The sequence below is a fragment of the Moritella marina ATCC 15381 genome, from assembly GCF_008931805.1.
Taxonomy (GTDB): domain Bacteria; phylum Pseudomonadota; class Gammaproteobacteria; order Enterobacterales; family Moritellaceae; genus Moritella; species Moritella marina.
In genome coordinates this window covers 1,437,075-1,451,748 of record NZ_CP044399.1, presented here as the reverse complement: position 1 = coordinate 1,451,748, position 14,674 = coordinate 1,437,075, and the positions used below count along the sequence as shown (strand labels likewise).

At 40.3% G+C, this 14,674-nt stretch carries 14 protein-coding genes and 1 other annotated feature; of the genes, 10 read left to right on the top strand and 4 right to left on the bottom strand.

All coding sequences use genetic code 11. From position 1 onward, the window contains the following. Nucleotides 1–5: 5 nt before the first annotated feature. Both tsaB and yoaA read right to left on the bottom strand, forming a co-directional pair. The gene (gene tsaB, locus FR932_RS06550; RefSeq protein WP_019440263.1) at nucleotides 6–710 is read right to left on the bottom strand and encodes a tRNA (adenosine(37)-N6)-threonylcarbamoyltransferase complex dimerization subunit type 1 TsaB; all 705 of its coding nucleotides are present in this window, start codon (nucleotides 708–710) and stop codon (nucleotides 6–8) included. 12 nt (nucleotides 711–722) lie between these two features. Next, nucleotides 723–2,633: a DNA repair helicase YoaA gene (gene yoaA, locus FR932_RS06545; RefSeq protein WP_019628773.1), complete on the bottom strand. Its 1,911-nt coding sequence runs from the start codon at nucleotides 2,631–2,633 to the stop codon at nucleotides 723–725. Nucleotides 2,634–2,964: 331 nt separating this feature from the next. Here yoaA and FR932_RS06540 point away from each other — a divergent pair, with 331 nt between their 5' ends. Continuing rightward, the gene (locus FR932_RS06540; protein ID WP_019440265.1) at nucleotides 2,965–4,068 is read left to right on the top strand and encodes a phosphoribosylaminoimidazolesuccinocarboxamide synthase; all 1,104 of its coding nucleotides are present in this window, start codon (nucleotides 2,965–2,967) and stop codon (nucleotides 4,066–4,068) included. 134 nt (nucleotides 4,069–4,202) lie between these two features. Here FR932_RS06540 and FR932_RS06535 read toward each other — a convergent pair whose 3' ends face one another. Continuing rightward, on the bottom strand, nucleotides 4,203–5,816 hold the full coding sequence (locus FR932_RS06535; RefSeq protein WP_019440266.1) for an NAD(P)/FAD-dependent oxidoreductase: 1,614 nt from the start codon (nucleotides 5,814–5,816) through the stop codon (nucleotides 4,203–4,205). Between the two features lie 222 nt (nucleotides 5,817–6,038). Between FR932_RS06535 and fdxA the strand changes: the two genes are divergently transcribed. From fdxA to hisIE, 9 genes are all read left to right on the top strand, one after another. Beyond that, the gene (gene fdxA, locus FR932_RS06530) at nucleotides 6,039–6,365 is read left to right on the top strand and encodes a ferredoxin FdxA (protein WP_019440267.1); all 327 of its coding nucleotides are present in this window, start codon (nucleotides 6,039–6,041) and stop codon (nucleotides 6,363–6,365) included. A gap of 255 nt (nucleotides 6,366–6,620) precedes the next feature. Next, entirely contained in the window at nucleotides 6,621–7,049 is a 429-nt protein-coding gene (locus FR932_RS21780) for a tetratricopeptide repeat protein (protein WP_276269649.1), read from the top strand. A gap of 202 nt (nucleotides 7,050–7,251) precedes the next feature. Beyond that, nucleotides 7,252–7,371: a sequence feature (His leader region), on the top strand. Between the two features lie 37 nt (nucleotides 7,372–7,408). Then, nucleotides 7,409–8,320 (top strand): ATP phosphoribosyltransferase, encoded by a 912-nt coding sequence (gene hisG, locus FR932_RS06520; RefSeq protein ID WP_019628774.1) that lies wholly within the window; start codon nucleotides 7,409–7,411, stop codon nucleotides 8,318–8,320. A 39-nt stretch (nucleotides 8,321–8,359) separates the two neighbouring features. Then, entirely contained in the window at nucleotides 8,360–9,655 is a 1,296-nt protein-coding gene (gene hisD / locus FR932_RS06515) for a histidinol dehydrogenase (protein ID WP_019440270.1), read from the top strand. Continuing rightward, nucleotides 9,652–10,719 carry a histidinol-phosphate transaminase gene (hisC, locus tag FR932_RS06510; RefSeq protein WP_019440271.1) on the top strand — a complete coding sequence of 356 codons (1,068 nt, stop codon included), beginning with the start codon at nucleotides 9,652–9,654 and terminating at the stop codon, nucleotides 10,717–10,719. The genes hisD and hisC overlap by 4 nt, the downstream gene beginning before the upstream one ends. 46 nt (nucleotides 10,720–10,765) lie before the next feature. Beyond that, nucleotides 10,766–11,839: a bifunctional histidinol-phosphatase/imidazoleglycerol-phosphate dehydratase HisB gene (gene hisB, locus FR932_RS06505; protein ID WP_019440272.1), complete on the top strand. Its 1,074-nt coding sequence runs from the start codon at nucleotides 10,766–10,768 to the stop codon at nucleotides 11,837–11,839. After that, on the top strand, nucleotides 11,839–12,471 hold the full coding sequence (hisH, locus tag FR932_RS06500; protein WP_019440273.1) for an imidazole glycerol phosphate synthase subunit HisH: 633 nt from the start codon (nucleotides 11,839–11,841) through the stop codon (nucleotides 12,469–12,471). Before hisB ends, hisH begins: the two co-directional genes overlap by 1 nt. 1 nt (nucleotide 12,472) lies before the next feature. Then, nucleotides 12,473–13,246, top strand: a complete 774-nt coding sequence (hisF, locus tag FR932_RS06495; RefSeq protein ID WP_019440274.1) for an imidazole glycerol phosphate synthase subunit HisF — start codon at nucleotides 12,473–12,475, stop codon at nucleotides 13,244–13,246. Further along, nucleotides 13,243–13,857, top strand: a complete 615-nt coding sequence (gene hisIE / locus FR932_RS06490; RefSeq protein WP_019440275.1) for a bifunctional phosphoribosyl-AMP cyclohydrolase/phosphoribosyl-ATP diphosphatase HisIE — start codon at nucleotides 13,243–13,245, stop codon at nucleotides 13,855–13,857. Before hisF ends, hisIE begins: the two co-directional genes overlap by 4 nt. A 128-nt stretch (nucleotides 13,858–13,985) precedes the next feature. On the opposite strand, the gene FR932_RS06485 is transcribed toward hisIE, so the two are convergent. Next, nucleotides 13,986–14,603, bottom strand: coding sequence for a lysophospholipid acyltransferase family protein (locus FR932_RS06485; RefSeq protein ID WP_019440276.1), 618 nt, complete (start codon nucleotides 14,601–14,603; stop codon nucleotides 13,986–13,988). Between the last annotated feature and the right edge of the window lie 71 nt (nucleotides 14,604–14,674).

Below are 14,674 nucleotides of genomic sequence, written 5' to 3'. Positions count from 1 at the left end.
AGAATTTACCCTCTACCTGGTAGTTTCTTCCAAGTAACAGTATCTCGAACATAAACAGGCATCGCGTCTTCGACTGCAACCGCTTTACCATTGGCAAAGTCAGCAGCCGCAATTGCCAACATATCGTGTGACGTGGGAAATTGAATACCTTCACATGCAGTTAACTTAGCAACATTTAACACTGCAAGCTGCTGTTCATATGTTGCCCAGCCTGTTCCTAACGTATAAAAAGCCTGGTCAGGCTTGTTAAAATTAGCAACAAGTTCATCAGCAGTGATCACCATCTCTTTATCAACAAGTGTCATGACACCTGCGGCATTGAGTTTATATTGGGCAACATAAATTTCGCCCATACGTGCGTCAATTGCAGGTAATACGTCTGTGGCATTATGTAATCGGTTTGCACCTTGTGCCATTGCGGCTAATGTCGAAATAGGCAGCATAGGTAAATCAGCACCAAAGGCAAGGCCTTGCGCAATACCAGTGCCAATACGTACCCCGGTAAAGCTCCCTGGACCGCGACCAAATGCAAGTGCATCTAGATCTTTTAATTTGATACCTGCTTCAGACAATAAACTATCGACCATAGGTAAAATACGCTTGGTATGCTCACGCGGGCTTTCAAATTCTCTTACTAATATTTCGCCATTAACGCTCAGTGCGGCAGAACAATTTTCTGTTGATGTATCTAGTGCTAAAATATTACTCATAAAATTCACTTTCTAATTGTTAGTTTTCTTAATAAAAGATAAAACGCTATTTAAATCTCTGGTGCGCGGCATATCGGGTAAGCTATTAATAAATGTGCCCCCATAACCACGCGATACAATACGAGTATCACAAATAATAACACACCCGGTGTCTTTGACATCTCGAATTAAACGGCCTACTCCCTGCTTCAGGTTAATCACCGCTTTGGGGATTTGTAACTGCGCAAAAGGGTCTTCGCCTTTACGCTGGCAATCTTCAATCCGTGCTTGTAATAACGGATCATCAGGCGACGCAAACGGTAATTTATCAATAATAACACAGCTTAAAGTTTGCCCCCGCACATCAATCCCCTCCCAGAAAGAATAAGTACCGATTAATAATGCGTTACCGTGCTCGATGAACTGATCAAGTAACACTTGTTTGTTATCTTGGCCCTGTACGAAGATAGGCATCGAAAGTTGCTGCTGTAGCAAGGCTGCGACTTGCCTGATCATGTAATGACTCGTACAAAGAAAGAAACATCGACCTTTATTAGCAATAATAACGGGGGATAATTTCTCCACCAATATGCGTGCTATGTTTGGATCGTTTGGCTCTGGAATATTACGAGGGACGCATAACATTGCTTGGTTCTGGAAATCAAACGGACTGGCCAAAATAAGTTCTGTTGCATTTACTAAGCCCATCTGTTGGCGATAGTGTGAGAAACAATTATCGACAGCTAAAGTGGCTGACGTGAAAACCCACGCAGATTTTACTTTTTCTTGCTCGGCACTAAAGCGCTCAGCAATATTAAGTGGCGTTATATTTAATGTAAAGTTTCGCTTGGTACATTCATACCAATAGCTCTCACCGGTATTATTTACCGCCATTATTTGTTGAAATATTGCTTTAATCTCAACCACTCGGTCAAAGCACTGATCGACAAGCTCTGTTCGGCCAAGTGCTAGTTTCAGTACTTCATAGATAAAATCAAGTTGGTCTTGAAATCGCGTAACCGTTTTCATGACCGCTTGTTGATTAATCAGATGACGCCAGTTCCCCCGGCCTGTTTCCATTGAAAAGCTTAAGCGTAAATCTTGCGTTGCATTGGCTAGCCCATTAGCAGCTTTGGTGACTTGGATGGTGTCCTTTAGATCGGTACGGCCTAGATATTGCACATCTTTGCATAAGGCCTGAATTAATTTACTTGATAAGCTTTTACCAAAATATTCTGATGCAATATCGGGGATTTGATGGGCTTCATCAAAAACAATCACCTCTGCATCCGGCAGTAACCGGCCAAAACCCGAATCTTTAACATTCAGATCAGCAAAATATAAGTGGTGATTTACAACAACAATATCAGCCTCTAAAGCCTTGCGACGTGCTTTAACCAAGAAGCAATCTTCATAATCAGGACAATCTCGTCCCAAACAGTTATCATTCGTCGATGTCACTAAGGGTAATATTTCAGCGTCGTCTTTAAGTCCAGGGACAGAGCTCATATCCCCGCTAATGGTAATATTAGACCAACCTTTAACCTTAACGTAATCGCTTAATATCGCTTGATTTTGATATTGTGTTTCACGGCTTAAACGCGTTAAACGTTCTGTACACAGGTAATTATTTCGGCCTTTCAATAATGCCGTTTTGGCCTTACTGTTTAAGGCATCGATAATAAAGGGTAAATCACGGTTGAATAGCTGCTCTTGTAAGTTTTTACTACCGGTACTTATAATGGTTGTTTTGTCATTAACCAAAGCTGGAATGAGGTAAGCAAACGTTTTACCTGTGCCTGTTTCAGCCTCTACAATTAAGTTTCCCTTGCTTGCGATCACATTGTTAATCGCCTTTGCCATATCAATTTGCGGTTGACGAGCCGTATAGCCATCGATGACGTTGGCTAACGCGCCACCCGATAAAAAATATTGCTCTATCACAAACAAGTTTCCATTTATAATTATTAGACCACATTTAATACCATCACTCTTCGTAATAATCAAATCCATGTTGTATAAAGCGAAAGGATGGTTGTTTTTCAACCCTGTTAACAAAATACTATTACTTATAACTTGTTATTTTTAACAAAATTAGTCAGTAATAGTGGAATCACGCCTCACTTCTGGTAAAATCGCCCTCAAATCGACAGCAACACCTCGAATCTAGCTAAATGAGTCCAAAGTAACTTGGAAGAGCCTTCAGGGAAATTGAAAGAAACTCTTCCAAGTTACTTAGGTATTTAAACGATAAACTCAATAAGGATAGTTAACAATGAGTCTTGCTGATAAAGTATTAGCTGTAAACAATGATTTACCAATCCGTACAGATAAGCCTGTACACAGTGGTAAAGTACGTTCTGTTTACTGGTTAACTGAAGCCGATAGTCGTCGTCTAATCGAAGAAAAGGGTTATGACGTAGCCGCAGATGCACCACTTGCAATTATGGTTATTAGTGACCGAATTTCTGCGTTTGAATGTATTTGGCACGGTGAAGGCGGTATGCGCGGTGTACCTGGGAAAGGTGCTGCGCTAAACGCAATTTCAAACCATTGGTTTAAGTCTTTCCGTGAGAATGGATTAGCTGACAGCCATATCCTGGATATCCCTCACCCATTCATTTGGATCGTTCAAAAAGCGAGACCAGTCATGATTGAAGCGATCTGTCGCCAATACATCACAGGTTCTATGTGGCGCGCTTATAGTAAAGGTGAACGAAACTTCTGCGGCATCGAATTACCAGAAGGCTTAACTAAAGACCAAAAGCTACCAGAATTGTTAATTACGCCGTCGACTAAAGGTATTTTAGAAGGCATTCCAGGTGTTCCTGCAGTCGATGATGTGAATATCACTCGTGCAAATATTTCAGATAATTATGAAGCGTTTAACTTCAAATCCGTTGATGATATTACTTACTACGAAAAGTTATTAAAAGAAGGCTTTAATGTAATTAGTGATGCATTAGCCGATGTTGGCCAAATGTTTGTTGATACTAAATTCGAGTTTGGCTATGTAACTGACAGCGAAGGTCAAGAAAAGCTAATTTATATGGATGAAGTGGGCACGCCTGATTCATCACGTATTTGGGATACTGCAGAATTTGACCAAGGTAATGTAGTGGAGAACTCTAAAGAAGGTTTCCGCCAGCAATTACTTAACCACTTCTCTGAACCTGATATCTTATTAAACAAAAACAGAATGGATGAGCGTTTGGCACTTGCTGAACATAATGCACTACCAACATCTGTATTAATGTCAATTTCAGAAACGTACTTAAACATCGCTGAGAAAATTACTGGCGAAAAGATTGTTTTATCTGATAATCCAAAAGCTGAAATTGTTGAGATTTTACGTAACGATTACAATCTTATTGATTAATAGTATTTAATTACTGAGTGATTAAATCGTCACAATTAAAAAGGAGAGCTACTTACGATTAAAGTAGACTCTCCTTTTTTTATTCATTCTTTAGCGACCCGCCGTTAAACAAGTAAGTCGCTAATAAACCGTAATTATTCTTTTAGCAGCATCGAAAGCGCCATTGCTTCTGCCACTTTAATACCGTCAATACCTGCTGATAAAATGCCACCAGCATAACCAGCACCTTCACCTGCAGGAAATAAGCCCTTAGTACTGATGCTTTGATAATCACGACCACGTTTAATGCTAACAGGTGATGATGTACGTGTTTCAACACCAGTTAAAGTTGCATCTTTCGCAGAGAAACCTTTAATTTTCTTTTCAAAAGCAGGGATCGCTTCACGAATAGCAGCTACAGCAAATGGTGGTAATGTTTTACTCAGGTCTGTAAATTTAAGACCTGGTTTATATGAAGGTACCACATCGCCAAACTCACCCTCGCCTTTACCAGAAAGGAAATCGCCAACTGTTTGACCAGGAGCATCATAATTGCTGCCACCAATAACAAATGCATTTTTTTCCCATTTACGCTGTAAATCAATACCTGCTAATGGGTTACCCGGATAATCTTCTGGTGTGATACCAACGACGATAGCGCTGTTCGCATTCATTTCGTTACGTGAGTATTGGCTCATGCCATTAGTAACAACGTGACCTTCTTCAGACGTTGCAGCAACAACAGTACCGCCAGGGCACATACAGAAGCTATATACAGAACGACCATTCTTACAATGATGAACTAATTTGTAATCTGCAGCGCCAAGTAATGGGTTGCCTGCATTTTTACCAAAACGCGCATCATCAATTGCAGCTTGCTTGTGTTCAATACGGAAACCGATTGAGAAAGGTTTCGCTTCTAGGTAAACACCACGTTTTTGCAGCATTTCAAATGTATCACGAGCACTATGACCAATCGCTAAAGAAACATGATTTGTTTCAATGATTTCGCCACCAGCAAGTTCTACACCCGTTACTTGATCGTTTTCGATAAGAATATCATCAACACGCGCACTAAAACGAATTTCACCACCAAGCTCGATGATATCCTTTCGCATACGTTCAATCATAGTAACCAATTTAAATGTACCAATGTGCGGCTTACTTAAATACATGATCTCTTCAGGTGCGCCAGCTTTAACAAATTCAGTTAAAATTTTACGTGCATGAAACTTAGGATCTTTTACTTGGCTATACAATTTACCATCTGAGAATGTACCTGCCCCACCTTCACCAAACTGCACATTTGATTCAGGGTTTAATTCACGCTTACGCCAAAACCCAAAGGTATCCTTCGTTCTTTCACGTACTTCTTTACCACGCTCAAGTACAATTGGACGTAAGCCCATTTGCGCTAGGATTAATGCAGTAAATAAACCACAAGGTCCAAAGCCTATAACAACTGGACGCTGTTCTATCTCTTCCGTTTTTTCAGCAACAAATTTGTATGACATATCAGGTGTAGCACGAACATGTTGATCTTTTTCAAATGCAGCAAGTAATGCGTCTTCATTTACACCATCGGCTAATGTAACGTCTAATGTATACATTAGGATAATGACATTACGTTTACGTGCATCATAACCACGACGGAAAACAGTATATTCAGCTAATTGTTCAGGTTTAAGTGACAATCTCTCTAAAATATATTCATTAATTGCTTGATCATTATGATCTAACGGAAGTTTTACATCGGTTAAACGTAACATAGAAAATTATCCAAATATGAAAGGCATCACGCAGTTGGCGCACTAGCTAGTAAACTAAAATCTTAGGGCGGGCATTTTACGTTATTATGAAGAAATATGCATTTTATTATTTGAACTTAGGTTGTTTTTCATGCCTGTTTTCGGTTATAAATAGGATGTTAATTGCTTTTAAAGCCTGCTTACGTATAATGCCTCCACTTTGAAATGAGAGGAACAAGCATCATGACTTTTGTCGTAACCGAAAATTGTATTAAATGTAAACATGGTGATTGTGTCCCAGTATGCCCAGCAGACGCTTTTCATGAAGGTCCGAACTTCTTAGTTATTAATCCTGAGGAATGTATTGATTGTGGGCTTTGTGAACCAGAGTGTCCTGTCAATGCGATCTTCCAAGAAGATGAAGTACCCGAAGATCAACAAGTATTTATTGCAATTAATGAAGAGCTTTCAACGCAATGGCCCGTGATCACCGAAAAATGTGAACCACCAGCAGATGCTGACGATTGGGCTGATGTAGACAACAAGCTATTGTTATTAGAGCGCGAGTAATATTATCCTGTAAGTAGAGAGGCATTATCTTCCCCAGATGAAGCCTCACTTACAAACTAACAATCACTTTCAAATTGTTAACGTAATTCCTCCCCTCCTAAAATAGATTCACATCTACACTTAAAAGATTAACTAATATTTAGTCCTATTTAAATAGTAATCTAAGGATAGACTGATGCGTAATGAGCGATATTCACCAACGAAATTAATATTCAATACACTGGCCATTACATTAATTGTTATCTCTTTCCATAAATACACTTATGCAAGCAATTCAAACAATGGCAAACCAATAAAGACGGTTTCGACCACCCTACCTATACTAATATCGGTTACTCTTATTATTTAGCAGGTAATTTTGTTAAAGCTGAAATTCAATACAAGAAAGCAATTGATATAGATAGTCAATTTAAGCGCGCATGGTTAAACCTAGGCTTGGTTTACGTACGCAAAGGAATGTATAACAAAGCACTGCAAACTTTAAAGCAAGTAATGCCCATTGAGCATGCTTATAATGACATCGGTTACTTTCTGATACTAGAAGGTCGATATCGTGAAGCCGAGTACTTTATTGACCGCGCTATCGAACTTTCGCCAAGTTACTTTGTTAAAGCAAATGTTAATCTTGAAAACCTTAAATTACGGATGAACAAAGACATCGATCTTGCTTATTCAAATGAATAATAGCCCTACGTTTTATGACTGCAGTGTTTGAATATTATTTTAATATAGTTTTAATTTAAACACTTTATAAATAATAGTTACAAATAATCGTTAAAAAGCATTGCAATTTTATCCTAGATTGCTATTGTGAACTCAACCACACTTATTAGTAACAACATACTAACTGGAAAAACATTATGAATAACAACCTGAAAGTAAACGTGCATCACCATCATCATATTTGATTAGCTTTCAGGCTGTTAACTGGAGGTGTATGCATGCAAACTTCCGGAACTCATTTAGAAAAACCCTCGGAAGATTGAACTTTCGGGGGTTTTTTCGTTTATAGACAATTATTTTAACAAGGTTTAAGGATGACTATGTTAGACACAAAAAATGACCAACCAAGACTAAGAATCGCAATTCAAAAATCAGGCCGTCTTAGCACTGAATCTCAAAACCTACTTAAAGCCATGGGCCTTAAAATTAACATGCGCGAACAACGTTTGATCGCTCACTGTGAAAACATGCCTGTTGATCTACTTCGCGTACGTGACGATGACATTCCAGGTTTAATCATGGACGGCGTTGCTGACCTTGGTTTTATTGGCGAAAACGAACTAGAAGAAAAAGAACTAGAACGTCAACGCCTTGGTGAACCAGCTGAATATAAACTGCTAAAACGCATGACATTTGGTGGTTGCCGTTTATCAATTGCCGCAACAGAAGAATTTGATTACCAAGGCCCTCACTCACTTGAAGGCTTACGCATTGCAACATCATACCCTGAACTACTAAAACGTTATTTAGATGAGCAAGGCGTTAACTTTAAATCTGTGATGCTTAATGGTTCTGTTGAAGTTGCTCCTCGCGCTGGCATTGCCGACGCAATTTGTGACCTCGTATCGACAGGCGCTACGCTTGAAGCCAACGGCCTGAAAGAAGTCCAAGACATCTTCCACTCTAAAGCGGTTTTAATTCAAGCTAAAGCGGCTTTATCAGCAGAGAAACAAGCATTAGTAGACCGCTTAATGGTGCGTGCTCAAGGTGTAATGCAAGCAAAAGAAAGCAAATACATCATGCTACACGCGCCTAAATCACAACTCGATGCTGTCATTGCCCTACTTCCTGGCGCTGAAAACCCAACGGTATTACCATTGGCGTCAACTGAAGACACGGTTGCAGTACACCTGGTAAGTACAGAGAAGCTATTCTGGGAAACGATGGAAGAACTTAAACAGTTAGGCGCAAGTTCAATTTTAGTATTACCAATTGAAAAAATGCTAGGTTAGTAGCAAACATGCAGCAGCAATGTTAAGGGAGGATCAAGCATGAAAACAGTCGTATGGGATCAACTAAGCCAGGCAGAACAAGCAGCATTATTAATGCGACCTGCAATATCAAACTCAGCAAAAATAGGTGACATAGTTACCGACATTATTGCGCAAGTGAGAAATGAAGGTGATAACGCATTAAAAGCACTCACCGCAAAGTTTGATAAAGTTGAAGTAGAGAATTTACGCGTAACGGCAGCTGAGATAGAAGCGGCTAGTCAGCGGGTAGATGATGAAACTAAACAAGCAATCAAACAAGCACAACATCACATTCATCTTTTTCATCAAGCACAAGTACAAGAGACTATCCGTGTTGAAACGATGCCAGGTGTAGTGTGTGAGATGCATACTGTTGCTATTGATGCTGTTGGTTTATATATCCCGGGTGGCAGTGCACCGCTACCATCAACTGTGCTCATGCTTGCAACACCCGCAAACATTGCTAACTGTGAACGCATTGTACTAACCACACCACCACCGATTGCAGATGAGATTTTATTTGCAGCCCAATTGTGTGGTGTTACCGAAATTTACACACTTGGTGGTGCGCAAGCTATCGCTGCAATGGCGTATGGGTCTGAATCTATCGCTAAAGTAGATAAGATTTTTGGGCCGGGTAATGCGTTTGTTACCGAGGCAAAACGCCAAGTCAGTACTGATATAAACGGCGCGGCAATTGATATGCCAGCCGGTCCATCTGAAGTTCTAGTGATTGCTGATGCACAGGCTGATGCCGGGTTTATCGCTGCTGATTTATTATCACAAGCAGAGCATGGTCCTGACTCACAATCAATCTTGGTTGTATCATCAAGTGAACTTGCTGCTAAAGTCTCTGAACAAATATCGCAACAATTGGCCTGTCTTTCTCGTCAAGACATTGCCGTACAGTCTATTGCATCAAGTTTAATCATTATCACTACAGATACAGACACGTCAATTTCAATTAGTAACCTGTACGCACCTGAGCACTTAATTGTGCAAACAGAAAATGCACGTAGTTTACTGCCAAAATTGAAACATGCTGGTTCTATCTTTTTAGGGGCCTGGTCTCCTGAATCTGTCGGTGATTATGCAAGTGGTACTAACCATGTACTACCAACCTATGGCTACACTAAAACCTATTCAAGTTTAGGGCTTGCTGATTTTACTAAACGCTTTACTGTTCAGGAGTTATCTCAAGATGGTCTCAAGAGCTTGGCGAAGACGGTCACTTGTCTGGCTGATGCAGAAGGACTCGACGCGCATAAACGTGCCGTCACCATCAGAATCGAACGCTTGGGAGAAACAGCATGAGCAACCAGCTAACGAAACTCGCCAGAAAGAATGTGCAAGAGTTAACACCGTATCAGTCAGCCCGTAGAATTGGCGGCTCGGGTGACATTTGGTTAAATGCCAATGAAGCACCGGATTCAGGTCATTATGCCTTAGATTGCAACCGCTTGAATCGTTATCCTGAATTTCAGCCTACCGCTGTTATTAATGGTTACGCGGATTATGCAGGCGTTAACCCGGAGAATGTAATTACCACTCGTGGTGCCGATGAAGCTATCGAATTACTGATCCGCACATTCTGTGAGCCAGGTGTTGATAACATTCTAATCAACCCGCCAACTTACGGCATGTATGAAGTGAGCGCTGAAACCTGTGGCGTGAGTATCATCAAACAAGATTTAGATGCTAATTTCGACCCTGACTACGATGCGATAACAGCAAAATTAGATTCAGTTAAGATTGTATTTTTGTGCGCACCCAATAATCCGACTGGTAATCTACTCGATTCAGCGCGTTTAACGGATTTATTGAACGCTGCGAAAGACAAAGCCATTATTGTCTGTGATGAAGCTTACATTGAGTTTTGTCCAGCGGCATCACAAGTGTCGTTACTACAAGATTTTGATAACTTAGTGATCTTAAGAACACTGTCAAAAGCATTTGCATTAGCGTCATTACGCTGTGGTTTTGCAATAGCCAGTGAGACTGTCATCGGATTGCTATCGAAAGTTATTCCTCCCTACCCAGTACCGGAACCTGTAGCACAAATCGCCAGCCAAGCATTAACAGCATCTGGTATCGAGATAATGACAGACCGTGTTGCGCAACTTAACGGTATGCGTAGTGCGTTTATTGATGAGTTAAATCAATTGACCGGTGTCGAGAAAGTATTCCCTGCAACCGGGAATTATGTCTTGGTACAATTTAATAATAGCCAAAAAGTGTTTAGCTTATTAGGCGAACAAGGTATTGTATTAAGAGATTTTAGTTCCAAAGCACGATTAGAAAACTGTATTCGAATCACCTTAGGCAACGCGGCTGAAATGAACAGCACCTTAGCCGCATTAAAGTCTGTACTTTCTTAATTACAGAAATCATAAAAGAATAAAAATAAACAAGCAGGAGCCCGATGTGAGCAAGGAAAAATTCTTATTTATTGATCGTGATGGTACATTAATCGATGAACCGGTTAGCGATAAACAAGTCGACACTTTAGAGAAACTAAAATTTGAACCTTTAGTGATCCCAGCATTACTTAAGTTACAAGCTGCAGGTTTCAAGCTAGTCATCGTTTCTAATCAAGACGGACTTGGCACAGATAGCTACCCGCAAAGTGACTTTGATATTCCCCAAAACGCCATGATGGAGCTGTTTGCTTCACAAGGCGTTAATTTTGAAGCTGTGTTACTTTGTCCGCATTTTACTGAAGACAACTGTAGTTGCCGTAAGCCACATTTAGGTATGGTTAAAGAATACTTACAATCAGGTCGTATCGATTTTGCTAACTCGTATGTGATTGGCGATCGTATTACCGATATTCAACTTGCCGAGAACATGGGCATTGAAGGCATCTTTTATAATCGCACTGATTTAAATTGGCCAATGATTGAAGATAAGATCTTGGCTAAAGGTAATCGCGTTGCGAGTGTAACGCGTACAACCAAAGAAACTGACATTAAAGTAGATATCGACCTTGATAGCCAAGGCGGTAGTAGTATTGATACTGGCATGGGTTTCTTTGATCACATGTTAGATCAAATCGCGACACACGGCGGCTTTAGATTAAACTTGAGTGTTGCTGGTGACTTACATATTGATGATCACCACACAGTAGAAGACACAGCACTCGCCTTAGGCAATGCAATTAACCAAGCACTTGGTGATAAACGTGGTATTGGCCGTTTCGGCTTCGTGCTACCAATGGATGAATGTGAAGCATCTTGTTCACTGGATCTTTCTGGCCGTGCTTATCTGCAATTTAACGCCGAGTTCCCACGCGACCACATTGGTGAATTTGCAACAGAAATGGTACCGCACTTCTTCCGTTCTTTAAGTGATGGTATGGCTGCAACAGTACACCTTAAAGCAGAAGGGAAAAACACGCACCACCTTGTAGAAAGCTTATTCAAGAGCTTTGGCCGTACCCTTCGTCAATGCATTAAAGTCGAAGGCGATATGCTACCAAGTTCAAAAGGAGTGCTTTAATGACGGAATACACAATCAAAGATCAAACAAAAAGTAATGTTGTCATTATTGATACTGGTTGTGCCAATCTCTCATCGGTAAGGTTTGCCATTGAACGCCTTGGTTATTCAGTGACAGTAAGCCGCGAAGCTGATGTGTTACGCAATGCGGATAAACTATTCCTACCCGGCGTAGGTACTGCACAGGAAGCAATGAAAAACTTAGCTGACCGAGATTTAATTGAATTAGTCAAAAGCCTAAAACAACCTGTATTAGGTATTTGTCTTGGTATGCAATTGCTTGCTGAATTTTCAGCAGAAGGTTCAGCAGAAGGTAATGTCGCTACGCTAGGATTAATCAGTGGCAGTATCGAACCAATGCCAAGTGAAGGTGTTCGTTTACCACACATGGGTTGGAATCAGATTGAACCGCAGCAAGATCATCCATTATTCAAGGATATTCCAAGTGGCAGTTATTTCTATTTTGTGCATAGCTACGCACTGGCAGTTGGCAGTGACACGATTGCCACCAGCACACACGGCGCGCCATTTACCGCTGCTGTGAATAGAGATAATTTCTACGGTGTGCAATTCCACCCCGAGCGTTCAAGTAAAGCGGGTGCACAATTAATCAAGAATTTCCTGGAGATGTAATATGTTAACAAAGCGCATAATACCTTGTTTAGATGTTAAAGATGGAAAGGTCGTCAAAGGGGTTAAATTCCGTAATCATGAATTGATCGGAGATATCGTTCCCCTTGCCCAACGTTACGCTGCAGAAGGTGCTGACGAATTAGTATTTTACGATATAACGGCAAGTGCAGATGATCGCGTTGTTGATAAAAGCTGGGTAAGTCGCGTTGCAGAAGTTATTGATATTCCCTTTTGCGTGGCAGGCGGCATTAAAAGTGAAGAAGACGCGGCGCGTATTTTAGAATTTGGCGCCGATAAAGTATCAATTAACTCCCCTGCACTTGCAGATCCAAGCTTGATTAATAGACTTGCAGCTAAGTTCGGCGTGCAATGTATTGTCATCGGTATCGATAGTTATTTCGATGAAGACACCGAGGAATATAAAGTCTATCAATTCACTGGTGACGAAACCCGAACACAAGTCACCAAGTGGACAACGTTTGAATGGATTAAAGAAGTTCAAAAACGTGGCGCAGGTGAAATCGTCCTCAATGTGATGAATCAAGATGGTGTTCGTGGTGGTTACGACACGGTACAATTATCTAAAGCCCGTAAAATTTGTAAAGTACCATTGATCGCATCAGGTGGTGCAGGTGAAATGGCACACTTTACAACAGTATTTAATGAAGCAGACGTTGATGGCGCATTAGCTGCAAGTGTATTTCATAAACAAGTCATCAATATTGGTGAATTAAAAGAATATCTACGAGATCAAGATGTGGAGATCAGAACATGATAACAAACGAACAAATTAACCAACTTGATTGGAAAAAAGTAGACGGTTTAATGCCTGCAATTATTCAAGACTCAGTATCAGGTGAAGTATTGATGCTAGGTTATATGAATGAAGAGGCTTTAAAAACAACATTAGAAATCGGCAAAGTGACTTTCTTTAGCCGAACTAAGCAACGTCTATGGACTAAAGGTGAGTCTTCAGAGAACTATCTATTGGTTCAAGAGATAACAAAAGACTGTGACAATGATTCATTACTTATCACAGCTAAACCCTGTGGCCCAACTTGCCACTTAGGTACAGATAGCTGCTTCGTAACAGAAAACAAACCTGCGCTTACATTCATTGCACAACTTGATAAAGTGCTTGAAGAACGTAAGACAGCCGATCCAGAAATAAGCTATACAGCGAGTTTATTTGCTCGTGGTACTAAGCGTTGCGCACAAAAAGTCGGTGAAGAAGGTGTTGAAGTTGCACTAGCGGCTGTAGCTAAAGATCGCGATGAGTTAGTTAACGAAAGCTCAGATCTACTTTATCACCTGCTTGTTTTACTACAAAAAGAAGACGTGCCACTAACAGAAGTTGTACAGTGCCTTGAAAATCGCCACAAATAGCAGTTAATTAATGCTAAGTGAGCCTTAAACCAGTTAAAACTCAGGATTACACGAACCTCGAGTTTTAACTGTATATTTACACAGTGTTTTTAAAATACCTCGTAAAAAGCGAACTAAACAACCTTATTTCACTGGTTTTTAAACTTCGCCAAACAATATTTCTCTTTAAACTTCGGTTCGACATCCTTAAACACCATATCGATCGCCGCTAAATCTTTTTCAATATTCCCTGTCACATTAATCACATCACCAATCGTTACACGTTTCTGCTTATAATCTAATTGATACAAAATAATCGGTACGTTAGCCTCTAAGGCAATATAGTAAAATCCTGAACGCCAAAAGTCTTGATACTTACGCGTACCCTCTGGTGACATCGCGTATAGAAAACGTTCTTGGCTGTTGAAGATATTAACCACAGTCTGAACCATGTTGGTCGATTTTGATCGTTCAATCGGCACACCACCTAAAAATTTCAATGCACCTTTAAATGGCCAACTGAACATCTCAGATTTACCCGCCCATTGCACATTTACTTTGTTCGCGAATCGCGCGACAATAAGTAACGGAAAATCCCAATTAGAGGTATGCGGCGCATAAGCAATAACAGCTTTGTTATATTTAGCTGGAATGGGTTCACAATACCAACCAGTTAAATCTAAAACTTTGTTGGCACATGCACTAAAAAATGCATTTTGAGAGCTGTCTTTGTCTACCTGTCTTGTTTGCTGTTTCTCAACTGACATTATTAATCCTTTCGACATAATTGATAAATCGACGATTGATACACATACAATGCTTGGCTTTAAAAAATTAA

Coding starts and splice junctions, on each gene's coding strand:
- tsaB (WP_019440263.1), bottom strand. CDS start 710: ATGAGTAATATTTTAGCACTAGATACATCAACAGAAAATTGTTCTGCC.
- FR932_RS06540 (WP_019440265.1), top strand. CDS start 2,965: ATGAGTCTTGCTGATAAAGTATTAGCTGTAAACAATGATTTACCAATC.
- FR932_RS06535 (WP_019440266.1), bottom strand. CDS start 5,816: ATGTTACGTTTAACCGATGTAAAACTTCCGTTAGATCATAATGATCAA.
- fdxA (WP_019440267.1), top strand. CDS start 6,039: ATGACTTTTGTCGTAACCGAAAATTGTATTAAATGTAAACATGGTGAT.
- hisG (WP_019628774.1), top strand. CDS start 7,409: ATGTTAGACACAAAAAATGACCAACCAAGACTAAGAATCGCAATTCAA.
- hisD (WP_019440270.1), top strand. CDS start 8,360: ATGAAAACAGTCGTATGGGATCAACTAAGCCAGGCAGAACAAGCAGCA.
- hisC (WP_019440271.1), top strand. CDS start 9,652: ATGAGCAACCAGCTAACGAAACTCGCCAGAAAGAATGTGCAAGAGTTA.
- hisH (WP_019440273.1), top strand. CDS start 11,839: ATGACGGAATACACAATCAAAGATCAAACAAAAAGTAATGTTGTCATT.
- hisF (WP_019440274.1), top strand. CDS start 12,473: ATGTTAACAAAGCGCATAATACCTTGTTTAGATGTTAAAGATGGAAAG.
- hisIE (WP_019440275.1), top strand. CDS start 13,243: ATGATAACAAACGAACAAATTAACCAACTTGATTGGAAAAAAGTAGAC.
- FR932_RS06485 (WP_019440276.1), bottom strand. CDS start 14,603: ATGTCAGTTGAGAAACAGCAAACAAGACAGGTAGACAAAGACAGCTCT.